The sequence below is a fragment of the Desulfitobacterium elongatum genome, from assembly GCF_055378975.1.
The window spans coordinates 1,118,644-1,131,199 of the sequence record NZ_AP038772.1 but is presented as its reverse complement, the minus strand read 5'-3'; the positions used below and the strand labels follow the sequence as shown (position 1 = coordinate 1,131,199).

16 protein-coding genes are annotated in these 12,556 nt (G+C 45.8%); all 16 read right to left on the bottom strand.

Annotation, left to right across the window (positions count from 1 at the left end; all coding sequences use genetic code 11):
* Window positions 1-35: 35 nt before the first annotated feature.
* Window positions 36-617, bottom strand: a complete 582-nt coding sequence (locus tag ACZ42W_RS05220; protein ID WP_464168940.1) for an adaptor protein MecA — start codon at window positions 615-617, stop codon at window positions 36-38.
* 143 nt (window positions 618-760) lie between these two features.
* Window positions 761-1,864 (bottom strand): DUF362 domain-containing protein, encoded by a 1,104-nt coding sequence (locus tag ACZ42W_RS05215; RefSeq protein WP_464168939.1) that lies wholly within the window; start codon window positions 1,862-1,864, stop codon window positions 761-763.
* Between the two features lie 31 nt (window positions 1,865-1,895).
* A complete protein-coding gene (locus ACZ42W_RS05210; protein WP_464168938.1) occupies window positions 1,896-2,339 on the bottom strand; it encodes a hypothetical protein in 444 nt (147 codons plus the stop codon).
* Between the two features lie 139 nt (window positions 2,340-2,478).
* The gene (locus ACZ42W_RS05205; protein ID WP_464168937.1) at window positions 2,479-3,201 is read right to left on the bottom strand and encodes a lytic transglycosylase domain-containing protein; all 723 of its coding nucleotides are present in this window, start codon (window positions 3,199-3,201) and stop codon (window positions 2,479-2,481) included.
* Between the two features lie 71 nt (window positions 3,202-3,272).
* Window positions 3,273-3,734: a chemotaxis protein CheW gene (locus ACZ42W_RS05200; protein WP_464168936.1), complete on the bottom strand. Its 462-nt coding sequence runs from the start codon at window positions 3,732-3,734 to the stop codon at window positions 3,273-3,275.
* Window positions 3,735-3,771: 37 nt separating this feature from the next.
* A complete protein-coding gene (flgF, locus tag ACZ42W_RS05195; protein ID WP_464168935.1) occupies window positions 3,772-4,521 on the bottom strand; it encodes a flagellar basal-body rod protein FlgF in 750 nt (249 codons plus the stop codon).
* A gap of 100 nt (window positions 4,522-4,621) precedes the next feature.
* On the bottom strand, window positions 4,622-5,026 hold the full coding sequence (gene flgB, locus ACZ42W_RS05190) for a flagellar basal body rod protein FlgB (protein WP_464168934.1): 405 nt from the start codon (window positions 5,024-5,026) through the stop codon (window positions 4,622-4,624).
* Between the two features lie 4 nt (window positions 5,027-5,030).
* Window positions 5,031-6,026, bottom strand: coding sequence for a flagellar hook-basal body protein (locus ACZ42W_RS05185; protein ID WP_464168933.1), 996 nt, complete (start codon window positions 6,024-6,026; stop codon window positions 5,031-5,033).
* Between the two features lie 76 nt (window positions 6,027-6,102).
* A complete protein-coding gene (locus ACZ42W_RS05180) occupies window positions 6,103-7,218 on the bottom strand; it encodes a flagellar hook protein FlgE (RefSeq protein ID WP_464168932.1) in 1,116 nt (371 codons plus the stop codon).
* Window positions 7,219-7,278: 60 nt separating this feature from the next.
* The gene (locus tag ACZ42W_RS05175; protein ID WP_464168931.1) at window positions 7,279-7,839 is read right to left on the bottom strand and encodes a flagellar hook capping FlgD N-terminal domain-containing protein; all 561 of its coding nucleotides are present in this window, start codon (window positions 7,837-7,839) and stop codon (window positions 7,279-7,281) included.
* A gap of 9 nt (window positions 7,840-7,848) precedes the next feature.
* A complete protein-coding gene (locus ACZ42W_RS05170; RefSeq protein WP_464168930.1) occupies window positions 7,849-9,474 on the bottom strand; it encodes a flagellar hook-length control protein FliK in 1,626 nt (541 codons plus the stop codon).
* A gap of 75 nt (window positions 9,475-9,549) precedes the next feature.
* Window positions 9,550-10,299: a FliA/WhiG family RNA polymerase sigma factor gene (locus ACZ42W_RS05165; protein ID WP_464170867.1), complete on the bottom strand. Its 750-nt coding sequence runs from the start codon at window positions 10,297-10,299 to the stop codon at window positions 9,550-9,552.
* A gap of 24 nt (window positions 10,300-10,323) precedes the next feature.
* Window positions 10,324-10,746 carry a hypothetical protein gene (locus ACZ42W_RS05160; RefSeq protein WP_464170865.1) on the bottom strand — a complete coding sequence of 141 codons (423 nt, stop codon included), beginning with the start codon at window positions 10,744-10,746 and terminating at the stop codon, window positions 10,324-10,326.
* 7 nt (window positions 10,747-10,753) lie between these two features.
* Entirely contained in the window at window positions 10,754-11,236 is a 483-nt protein-coding gene (locus ACZ42W_RS05155; RefSeq protein WP_464168929.1) for a chemotaxis protein CheD, read from the bottom strand.
* The gene (locus ACZ42W_RS05150; RefSeq protein WP_464168928.1) at window positions 11,233-11,829 is read right to left on the bottom strand and encodes a chemotaxis protein CheC; all 597 of its coding nucleotides are present in this window, start codon (window positions 11,827-11,829) and stop codon (window positions 11,233-11,235) included. The genes ACZ42W_RS05155 and ACZ42W_RS05150 overlap by 4 nt, the downstream gene beginning before the upstream one ends.
* Window positions 11,830-11,832: 3 nt before the next feature.
* On the bottom strand, window positions 11,833-12,477 hold the full coding sequence (locus ACZ42W_RS05145) for a flagellar brake protein (RefSeq protein WP_464168927.1): 645 nt from the start codon (window positions 12,475-12,477) through the stop codon (window positions 11,833-11,835).
* Window positions 12,478-12,556: the final 79 nt, after the last annotated feature.

Genomic DNA, 12,556 nt, shown 5'->3' with positions numbered 1-12,556 from the left:
GCCAAATATACACTAAACCACTGAGCTGATCTCAATCAAAACTTGAATTGCGTCTTTAGCGTTTGTAAAGCGCGCTCCTTAAGAATAACTCTCCCATGCTCTTCTAAGAAAAGCTTGGCGATGTCCACAAGTTCTCCATACTCATCAAACATGGCTTCCGCAATTTGTTTTTTCTTACCTGAGCCAAGGTGGCTAACGGCTAGATAATACTCACCTTCAAATTCAAAGAGGCTGGAACGTACACGTGAGAAGTCAGGAATGCGCTTCACTGCGGCGAGGACATCCTCGATATCCTCAAAGACATACACCCATTCCGTAACCTTAGTCCGACTCGGACGCTTTTTCTCCTTTTCTTTGACCACCGTTTCCAGACCATCTTCTTGCTTCATCACAGTAATCACGAATTCATCATTCGAAGCCGCTGTTGCCTGAATCCAGAAAGGCTGGTCAAGATTAAACTCCACTTCTTCCCTTGCCTGAGCGATCAATTCCCAAAAAAGCTGTTCGCTCTTTGGAGAACGTTGAAATAAGTCAGCCATAGAAACATCACGTTCAGCAAGTTCGGTAAAGGAGATGAAGATGCGGATTGTAGTATCGTTGACTTTTTGAATACGCATAAACCCTCACCCCTCCTTCCCTCATCTATAATTAGTTTATTACCTATAATATCATATTACGACACTTTTGTGTTGGGAAAGGAATGAGATTTTTTACAGTGTTTACCATTAACTGGTTTTATAAAGAATTTCTCAACAATCCACTACCCAATTGTGATGAGCTGATAAGCTCGAGTCCCAAGTCCGACCTCTTCGCCATAAGCCAACTGAACAGACCAATCCACCCCTGGATGGACGACACGGAACTTATCTGCCTCCTGATGCCGCTCCCCTAAGATGGAATGAGGATTTCCGTGGGCCTGGTTCACCAAATCCACAGCAGCCTGATCGATAGCAACAGGGTCCTTAGAAGCTAATATTCCGATATCCTGAACGATCGGGATATCATTCCAAGCGCAACAGTCACAAAGAGGGGATACGTTGTTTACAAACGTAATATAACCCGTCTTCCCTTCTTTTCCTTTCAAAGCGCCCACGGTATACTCCACAATCTTCTCTTGAATTATGTCTGGCGTCGTCTTCCAATTTACAGCAATTGCTTTGTAGGGACAGGTTATGGTACATTCCCCACACCCGATACAGAGTTCTTGATTGATTTGAGCTTTACCCTCTACAGTGATTGCAGAGGCTGGACACCAGTTCTTGCATTTGCCACATGCAATACATCTCTTTTCATTAATACTGGGACGTAGATCTGAGTGCTGTTGTTGCTTTCCAGCACGGCTTCCAAGGCCCATTCCGATGTTCTTGAGAGCTCCGCCAAAACCGGTTACTTCATGCCCTTTGAAGTGGGTGATGGCAATTAATGCATCTGCATGAACGGTGGCACTTCCGATTTTAACCTCTTTAAAGTGCTTTAGATTAACAGGTACTGAGACATAGTCTTTCCCATTTAGTCCATCGGCAATCACCAGAGGGGCTCCCACCACGGAATAATCAAATCCGTTTTCGATGGCCGTCTCTAGATGATCAATTGCATTCGATCGAGATCCCACATAAAGTGTATTGGCATCCGTTAAAAAAGGGCGTCCACCTATCTTCTTTACTTGGTCCACGACTCTGCGTACAAATTGAGGGCGAATATAGGCGAGATTTCCTCGTTCCCCAAAGTGGAGTTTGATCGCTACCAAATCTTTTTCCTCAATCCCTGCAAGAATGCCCGACCGGGATATAAGTTGCTCTAATTTGTTCAAGAGGCTTTGACCATTCTTTATTTTTAGGCTAGTGAAGTAAACCTCTGCGCTCAAGGTTATTCCCTCCAATCTTACGCTTTTTGCCCTATTTAGGGAGAATTTCGCACGTCACTACTTCTAACCGATGAGGCAGATAGCTCATTTTAACTCTCTGCCCAGGGCTGAGTTCCTGATAGGAAAATCCATCGACAAACAAGGTCTTCGGGCCAGTTTCCGATTGTATCTCTATGGTATAGGGATTTCGAGAGCTCAGAGTCATGGTTTTCCCTTGAACTTCTCCTTGAATCCATTGGGCTTTGGCAAACCAATCCGGTTCAACCCCATGAAGCATGAGAAGATAGGCACTAAGAATTCCAACCCACCCTACTACTTTTAAAACGATGATTAACTTTCGAAAGCGTCCTGAGCCCTGTTTCTGTATAGTAAGTGCTTTCCATATTAAACGCGCCACGACAAAAACACCCAGGCACAAAAGTCCTAGTGCTTCAAACCAAGTTGCCCTCCATAGATATAGATAATAGTCTGCCATCTCCCACCCCTTTGGAAGGAAAACCTTCTACTGAAGATATTATAGGTTTTCCAGTGTTGGAGGTCAAGGTTCCATAAGACCTGTTGGGCGAGGAAGAAGCCCTCCTCTGTAGTCATTTACAAGTGAAGGGCTTCCAAGTCTACGCTTGCGCGTCAAATTTGCCTATTCCATTAAGTATTTTCTGCACGTAATTCTGCGTCTCACGATAGGGCGGAATTCCATTATACTTTTCAACTGCACCAGGACCGGCGTTATAACCTGCTAAGGCAAGCGAGATATTCCCATTAAAGCGATTCAAAAGATCCCGTAGAAAACGAGTTCCACCGTTCAGATTCTGCACAGGGTCAAAGGGATCGTCGACACCATAAGAGCGGGCGGTTCCAGGCATAAGCTGCATCAATCCCATCGCTCCAGTCGATGAAACTGCTTTGGAATTGAAATCCGACTCAGCAATGACGACCTGGCGAATGAGATTGGGGTCAACTCCATAGCGCTGTCCGACCTCGGCGATGAGCTGTTCTATTTCGGGTTTATTCACACTATTATAAGCGACTCTAGAAGCGTTGTAGGAATCCAAAGAAGACTTGACCGAAGAAGAAGAAGAGTTTACCGAAGAAGGTAAGCTCATGGGATTCCCCAGGACATTCTGTGAATTCAAAAGGCCTTGCCCGGTGAGGGCTTCTAAGGCTAAACTACTTCCCGAACCTGACCCACTTCCCCCGGCTAGTGCGGATTGAAGTAAAGTGGCGAAAAGGAGAGCCTGTGAAGCATCTGTCTTTCCAGAATCCGTCTTCGAATTATCCTGCCAAGCCTGGTTCATACTTTGCAACTGGAATAAAAGGAGCATCTCGGCCGAGTTCATCAGTGCTTTCTCTCCTTTCGTGTAATAAACCTTTTACTTAAAGTTGCTCTGTCAAAGGGTTGTTCTAATCCTTATGCGAGCTGAGATATTCCCAGAAGTTCTTCTTTTTCGAGGATTCTTTCCGGGATCAGATGCATAATGATACGATCCGGAAGATTGACAAGCCCACCGATAAAGGAAGCAGTGACAAGAGGCGGTGTTGGGGCGATATTATCCAGAATCCGAACTTCTTTTACTTGGTCTACCGCAAAGCCTACGAGGTCGCCCTCGACTTCCGTGATTAAAGCAAACTCATTCTCGATGGATGCTTCTCCATCTTTGGCAGATACAAGCCCGCCCGAATTTATACCAAAGCGAACATGCAAATCAATCAAGGGGATTGCTGCCCCGCGAATGTTGATAAGCCCTTTAACATAGTCCGGAGCTTTAGGAATCGGACGGATATCTCCTAATCGGGTAATTTCACGTACGACCTCGATTGGCATGCCATATTCTTCTTGTCCTAATGCAAAAACCACGACCTGACTGCCCATGAAAACACTTCCTTATTCAATCTATCTTTGAATATTATTAAATCTTTCCGATTTCATTCACTGCCTTATCTAAGGTTGCGTCTTGGGTCTGGATGACCTTTTGATTGGCTTCGTAGGCTCGCATTACCGTGATCATCTTGACCATTTGACCTGACATGTCTACGTTTGATCCCTCGACTACACCTTGCTGAATTCCCGCATTTCCTACAAAGGCCTGAGCCGGTTGATTCGAGACATAGAGAGACTGTCCTTCACGAATAAGCGCCTCTTTCGGAATTTCAACAATTCTTAACTGACCCATGGCCTGTCCCTCATCCATGATGGTTCCATTGGGATCGACCGTGAAATCCTTCGTTAGAGGCCCAATCGGCCCATTTTCTCCAAGCACAGGAAATCCCTCTACTGTTTGTAGCATACCTTCGGAATTCAGCTGAAAATGCCCATTTCGGGTATATCGTTCCCCATTCGGGGTTTCCACGGCAAAGTAGCCATCAGTAGTTAAGGCCAAATCTGTGGAGAGCTCAGTGGTCTGAAGGGCACCCTGAACATTCATCCGAGTGATTTGGTCGACAACGACGCCTGCTCCCATACCCCCAATCGGCATATTCTCAGGCATTCCTCCGACTGTGCTGGTTCTTTCCAAAAGCATACTTGGAAAGGCTTTATTGCTTGCCTCTTCCCCCTTGTAACCTGGAGTACGGATATTAGCCACATTATCGGCAATGATTTCACTCTGGGTTTGAGCGGCTAGCATTCCTGATGCACCCGTATAAAGTCCTCTTAGCATCGTTTTCCCTACCTCTTCCTCCCTGGAGTAAGTCTACTTCATCCCAAAGTAAACTCACTTCAGGTGGAGTTTTTTGCTTCACCTGAAGTATTAAAGCATTTTATTTTTGTTGAATAACCATGCGTAAAAGTCCCAATTGAGAGGAAACAGCTCGAGTCACCGAGTTATAATATAGACCGTTTTCTGCGACATTGGTCATTTCACGGTCGATATCCACGTTATTTCCATCCGTTCGGAAGGTCGAATTTTGATCCGTGACAACTCCAGATTGATTGATAGCATCCGGCTTTTGGAGGTGCAAAGGAGAAGTGACCTTAAGTGGCAGGTCATCCCCAACCACTCCTAAGGCCTGACCGAGAACCTTTTGAAAGTCGACGTCCGAACGTTTGAAATTCGGAGTATCCACATTGGCTACATTATTGGATAACACTCTTTGTCTTTGACTGGAAGCATCCAGTCCTTTCTCTAAGACGTTCATTACCGGAAGATCTAACCATCCAGACATCTAATTACCTCCTTAAGGAGTTGGCTAGGCTCCACATCTGATCTCCATTCGTAATCATTCGGGCATTCATCTGATAGGCCCTCTGGACTTGAATTAGGTCTGTCATGCTTGAACCCAGATCGACATTGGATTGCTCTAAAGCCTGTGTATGGAGCTTTCCTATAGATTGATTCTGAACTTGACTCCCTGGCACCCCAATGAGCTCCGCACCGGTTACTCCTGGGACATTCGGCACAAGAAAGAGATTTTCTCCGCTCTTTTCCAGGCCATCAGGATTGATAAAGGAAGCTAGGGTCACTTGACCCAAGGATTCGCGAGTCCCATTAATGAGACCACTGATCATTCCATCTGGACTCATACTGACTTCCCCAGCTCCTTCTGGGATGACTAAAGCTGCAGGGAGAACTCCACCCGTCCAATCGAGTGGCCGTCCCTGTTCATCGGTCTGAAGCGTCCCAACTGGAAAATTAAGTTGTTCCCCTTCTGGAGCGTCCGAGATGACTTGTCCAAAAACCTTCTGTTCTCCATTGAGGAGTCCTGTAATCTTACCGGTATCATCCACGCTCAGGTCTGTCACGTCCAGCGGTATACGAACTTCAAGTGTTTGCCCCTCAGCGTTGACGAGCTTCCCTTGGGCATCGGCCTGGAAGTTTCCCACCCGTGTATACCCACTTTGACCATTGGCCATTCGAACAGGAAAAAATCCCTCTCCATCTATCCCTAGGTCAAAAGGATTTCCCGTATCGGCAAAGGTTCCTTGACGAAAATCCGTGCTAATCGCGGGATAAACCACTCCCGCGCCCACGCTGATTCGCTCACCTACAGGAGCCCCATTTGAGGTCATCCCTTCGGGCCGTAATTCAGCTGCGAGAGCCTCAGCAAATTCCACACGCTTTGCCTTATACCCCGGAGTATTTACATTAGCAATATTATTTCCCACGGTATCTAAGGCTGCCTGCTGAGCTCGAACCCCAGAGGCAGCAGTACCTAATAAACGCATCGTTTCGTTCCTCCCGTTAGGGATTATTCAAGCATTTTCAAAGAGTTAGCGCGTTAACCTCAGCTAACCTTTAAGATTAGTTACGTTTCAGATCGATTAGTTCCTGAAGCAGAGTGTCTGATACTGTGATAACACGAGAATTCGCTTGGAAGCCACGCTGAGTAACGATCATGTCAGTGAACTCTTGGGAAAGGTCAACGTTGGACATTTCAACGGCGCTAGGGACGATTGTTCCACGCCCTTGTGCACCTGCAGAACCAATCGAGGGAATTCCTGAGTTATTTGACGCAGCATAGAAGCTATTTCCTAAATTAGATAAGCCCGCGTCATTTGCAAACTTAGCAATAGCTACTTGTCCAATTCGCTTGGTAGCTGATGCCGTACCATTACTGTATACCCCAGTAACAATACCACTTTGGTCGATACTAAAGCTGGTAAGTGTAGCTTGAGGTATAGTTGGTGCTGCAGGGTATACAACACCTGTAATCGTATAAGGACCACCCGCAGTAGGATCTGTATCTGTCGTAATTGTACCAGTATTTTCATCAACGGTAGTAGTTCCGGTTATAGCAGTCACATCGATTGATGCAGTATCTACTCCAATTAGTGCTGGATTCGAATACACCCAGCTACCCGTTGTAGTTTTTACAAACGCGGACCCAGGTATATCAAAAGCATTTGTCGTTGTATCAACAGGAACTGTATCTCCAATAGCAAATTTTATCGGTACAAGGGGGGTCGACCAATCTGCAGCGGTTGAACCGTCAGTGCCCCACATATATCCTTGAACCAAAGCACCTGTTCCAGGATCAATAAGATTTCCATTACTATCTTGACTGAATGCCCCAGATCTTGAGAAGACAGTCTGACCAGAATTATTTAATACAAAAAATCCATTGCCTTGAAGCATCATATCGGTATCTTTACCCGTTGATTGCGAGCTTCCCTGAGTCATAATCTGGTCAATTGAGCCAAGCATGGATCCTAAACCAATCTGAGCAGGGTTTGTTCCTCCTTGATTTGCTGAAGGTGAGGAAGCACCCCTCATAGTTTGACTAAGCATAGTAGAGAAGGTCACACGGCTCCGTTTAAAGCCTGTTGTATTGACGTTGGCAATGTTGTTACCGATAACGTCCATTTTAACTTGGTGATTTTTAAGTCCAGAAATGGCTGAATATAAAGAACGTAGCATCGAGGCATTCCCCCAATTTCACTTAATACCCATTTAGGGCCATATTTTACTTCTTGTAACTTACATTTGTATTTCGCTATCCGAAGACCCTGTATCTGGCACAGTCGGCTCAGTCTCCGGGTTGGCCACTTGATCTGTTCCTTTCTTCGATTCCGATACGGAAATAATCTCATTCATTTCCATACCCTTTATGCTTCCGTCTGCCATCCGGAGTTGAAGCTGGGGATTTCCATCCAACCACTTCACAGCTTCTACTATCCCTTCAATTAAAGAATCCCCTGTACTATCCATCCCAGCAACTTGCTTGCCTATCAGGGCCGCACCTTGGCTTAAAAGAGAATGCTGGAAAAGTGAAGATATACTGGTATTCAAAGTTTCCATCGAGTTTGCCATGTTATTCGTTTGCTCAAGTGAGCTAAACTGGGCCATTTGCGAGATGAAATCCTTATTATCCATCGGAGAAAGCGGATCCTGGTTTCTGAGCTCTGTAGTAAGCAGCTTCAGAAAGTCATCCTTCCCAAGGGCTTTGCCGACAGCATCGGAGACGACTTTGCTGTCACTAGACTTCGCTGTCGACGAAGTATTATTTGTATAGGGTGTGCTATTAACTGTAGTACTCATGACTTCCTCCTACGCGGTTACATTGATTCGGTTACTGACTTCCTTGGATTCATGTAACCCTGTAACGCTCAAGGTATCTAATTCGTTGTTGCTTTGAATTTCTTGGGACTCCTCACGATTTACCCGTGCTTGATTTAAAGCTTCTTGACCTTGTTGATCGCGAGAATTTCTCTGTTGATCGCCAAGACCCATTTCAAGCATTCCACATTGAATTCCTAACTGGGAGAGATTCTCTCTAAGGTCGGATAAGTTTGATTGAAGCATTTGCCCCGTTCCAGATTCAGAGACTACCATCCGAAGGTGAACTTGACCATCTTCCCACCTTAAGGAGAGGCGAATCTGCCCAAGTTCCGCGGGATGAAGCTGAATATCCAGTTCCCGTATATTGGGTCTGGCTTGAAAGGCTTTTTCATGAATATCACGAGCGACCTGAGCCCAGATTGGCAATTCTACTTTATTCTCCACTTTTGATTGTAACTGAACATTTTCTTTAGTTTGACTCATAATCCCAGTACCTTCCGAAGTAAGGTCTTGTGCCGTAGTATCCTCTACACTGAAGCGTTTTTGTGGGGTAGAGCCTTTCTCCGGCCCCCCCCCTTTTGCTAGATCTCCTTCTTGCGTAGAAAGCGGTACTGAGCGCAAAACTTCCTCACTAAGAGGGTTAGTATTTACTGCCTCGTGTTTCTGGAAAACTATATTACCTGGATTCTCCAGTACGCTATTACGGATGTCTGGCTTATTTTCTTGCTTACCCTTTTGTTCATCAGTGAACTGGGCAATGGATTGTAAGTGTTGATTAGTTAAGGATATCGAGTCCATATTAGTCTTAGGCTTTGCCGAATTAGTTACCTGCAGAAGTCCTTTCGCCAAAAGAGCCTCGTCTTCTTGGACACTCGCGGAATGACTCGAAATCAAAGATGAACTATCATCACTTACCGCTTGAAACTGTCTCCCACCTACATATTGAGTGAACAATCCACTATTCAGGCGTTGCGCTACTAGCTCTATCTTTTGTTGTGCAGAAGTGTTTAAAGATTCGGGGTTATTCCCAGTTACTTCCTGAATCTTCCCTGACATTTCCTTAAGTAATTCTGAAATCACACCTTTATATAAATCCAACTCCGATTGTGGGGAGTTCTTCCCCAGAGGTTGCTCCGTCATCATCCCTGACCGGTATGCTTCCCCTATGTTACCTATTGGATTAAATGTTGCAGCTGAGTTTTGCAAATTCTTAATCTGTGCAAGAAGGGATTCGAGCGTACCCTCCCCTGTGGGAACTTCACTCCCTTGTCCATTAGTCCATCCCATGAGAGTTTGGACTTGCTTACCTTGCACCTCTTCCACCCGAACCTCCTGAGGATTTCCGTATCCTTGGATGGTTCCAATCATCGCTTGCAACCCATCTAACCCTAATAGGGCATTTCGTCCGGAATTGGCTTCCTTGCCTGCCGGCTCATTGCTCTGGAATCCAGAGTTTTGTCCCTGTCCACTCATTTGTGCGACCCAACCGCCTAAGATTGTAGCGAAGTCAATTACCGCTGAATCCATACTTGTTTGGGCTTTTTCTGAAACGGAGAATCCTTCTTCTTTGCTTTTTGGGGATACTCCTGTGGAAAGGACATTGATTCCTGTCATGGCATCACCTCCATAAAAAAATAGAGTCCATGTAGATTATCGTAAAAAGTTTGTCAAAACTTAAGGTTTTCTTGGTTAGAATAAATTCTTCTTCTGCCTGCTTAGTCGGCCTCGTAAACGTAGGATAGCCTGAGAATGCAACTGGGAAATTCTCGATTCTGACAGCTTCATAACGGCGGCGATTTCCTTGAGGGTTAAGTCCTCCTGATAGTACAGTGCAACGACGAGCTTTTCCTTATCTGGAAGTTTTTCAACTGCTGTTGCTAAGAGCTGACGTTGGTCATTAAGTTCTACTTCTTGATAAGCCTCTTGGGCTAGAGGGTCTTTTAGCTGACTAAGGGGGGAGAGATGGGAATCTCCATCCTCACCAGCTGCCATCTCATCGAGGGAGGTTAGATTGAGCATTTGTCCTTGAAGAATTGCCCCTTCGAGGTCGTGAGCATCCATCTGGAGATGGGCAGCGACTTCCAATACCGTAGCAGGGCGTCCCAGTTGAGCTTCAACTTCGATAAAGGCTTCTTGGATATGCTTCACTTTCTGGCGTGCAGAATGTGGGACCCAGTCCATCGCTCTTAACCCATCAATCATTGCGCCACGAATTCTAATGGTAGCATAGGTCTCGAACTTTACTCCTCGACTGACATCGAAACGATCCAATACATCTAGTAATCCGAAAACCCCGTAACCAATGAGATCATCTTCATCGACGTGTTGAGGTAAGGAAATAGCCAACCGACCGGCAATACGCTTGACCAAAGGCAAGTATTTTTCAATTTGTTCTACTTTCCACGGTCCCCGATTGGCCGCCTCATAAGGGTTTTGCATCATGTTGGCTCTCCCTCCTTTGAATTATTCTCCCCAGCCCATTCGCCTCACGATTTCTGCTTGTTTTTCTTCACTTGGTAGCCCTTGAGCAAGTTCTTGATTTACTTGGCCAGGAATCGGTGATTGTCCAATCCCACCAGTCGAATAGCTCTTTTGTCCATATGTTTTTTTTGCAAGATCTTCCCCCTGCTCCATAGAAGCTGAAGGAAGTTCATCCTCTTGACCGACAGCTATATCTAATAATGCCCCGACTTCTGGCTCCGAACTGAAACCCGTTTTTTCGAAGAGGTATATACTTAGCACGCTCATTCCATAGATAAGAGCAAACCCGAGAATGCCTCGGAGAACCACTTGGAGAAATGAGACTCCGCTCACAACGCTGAGCAGCGCGACAACAAGAGAAACCACAAGGGCTAAACGCCAGGCCCAGACACGCAGAGTATCCATCTTCACACTAAATCACCTTTTCGCCGTGGTTAATTGTACGAACCTTGAGATCCCCAGTCCCGACATCAAAATGAATGGTCCGTCCAAAACTTCCACCCACATCTGAGATAATCAAGGGAATCCCAAAGCGTTTCAGTTCCTCAGCAACTGCTTCTGCATTTCTATCTCCTATTTTTAAAACAGGTGGCTTACCGGGAAAAGAAAACATCTGAGCCCCGCCTGCTATCTTGGCACGTAATCGAGATTTTTGCGCACCCAGGCGAAGAATATCTGCGATAAGAATCTCCATTGCGGAGTCCGCATATTTCGCTGGGTTCCCGCCGTTGTTTCCGTTCGCCGCTGGCAACATAATGTGAGCCATCCCACCCACCTTTACAATCGGATCGTGAACGCATATACCAATACAGGACCCTAAGCCAGCAGTCATCAGGATATTCGGTGCTTTTGTCGTCTTAAGGTCAGCCATACCTACATTTATAACATTGCTCATATCCCTAAAGCTCCCAATAGTTTTCTCAAAGAACCGTCATTCGGTAAAAAGATAAATTGTCCCTCAATCTGGGGAATTCCAGAGAGTTGGGTATCAATAAAAAGAACCTTATCCTCGAGTGAGCCATCTTCTAAGAGGATGGCATCCAGGATAGCCCCCGCCATGTCAACAGCCAAAGCGGGCACTGAAGGCTGCAACGGAATTCCGGAAAACTGTGTCAGCGCCATAAGGAACGAGCTAACCATGATATTACCAACTTCTTTGAGTGCAGATTGTGCCATCTCATCTTCAAAGAGATTAAAGGACTCCTTCGAGCCAAACAGTGCTTGCACCATGATTTCAGCGCTCTCTACTGGGAAGAAGAATACTGCCTTTCCGGGGGCATCTCCTTCAACCTTGACGTAAATGACCGCCTGAGGGGAGTCGAGTTGGCCAATTACTGAAGCAACCTCTTCAAAAGAGATTGCCCAGACCTCAGGCACGGACATATCAATTCTGCGCTGAAGTAACGTAGAGAGAGCAGTCGCAGCATGTCCTGATCCGATATTTCCAACCTCACGCAACGCATCCCTTTGGAGTTGAGTGATTTCCATAAACTAGACCAATCCTTTCTTGCGCATGTCTCTTTGGATATCAAAAACACATCGAACGATGCGATCGCGATCCCGTTCGGAGATTTGATAAAAATCCACTGACATGGAGAACTTGTTAGTGTTCTCAATAGGTTCTACTCGACACACCCGTCCCGGCGTCCCAAGCGTTCCTGACGGTAGCTCAAGGTAGGCATATAAAATGGTTCCTTTATCGAGCTTTTCCTTCGCTTGGAAACGCATTCCCCCACCACTGAGATCAAGCATATTTGCTTTTTTCACATCACTTAAGCCTGTTTTTTCTACAACTTGGAACGTAATCGGATAGAAGGCGGCGACTCGAACAAAATTCCGTCGCTGAACTCTACGGATATCATCAGGAAATTCTAAGACTAAGATTGGAACTGGAACTGCAATACGCTGCACGATTACCGAATCCATCGTATAAGAAGCGACGTCATCCCAAAATATGATTTCAACCCGGGTTCCTTCTTTCAAGGGAATAATCGTCCCTTCACTCTGTGGAGCATAAACAGAAATTCGTTTCTGGCCAACTTCGTCCACATGCGTCTTGTGATGTCCTTTATAGTCCCCTTCGAGTACATGCAACTCTACTTGTAACCCGGAGATTAGCTTCTCTCGGTATGACACAACCTCACCCCCTCACGATCATCAAAATCCTTCTTTATTACACTCTTCCATGGGAAATCCCACACTGAGGACGTTGTTG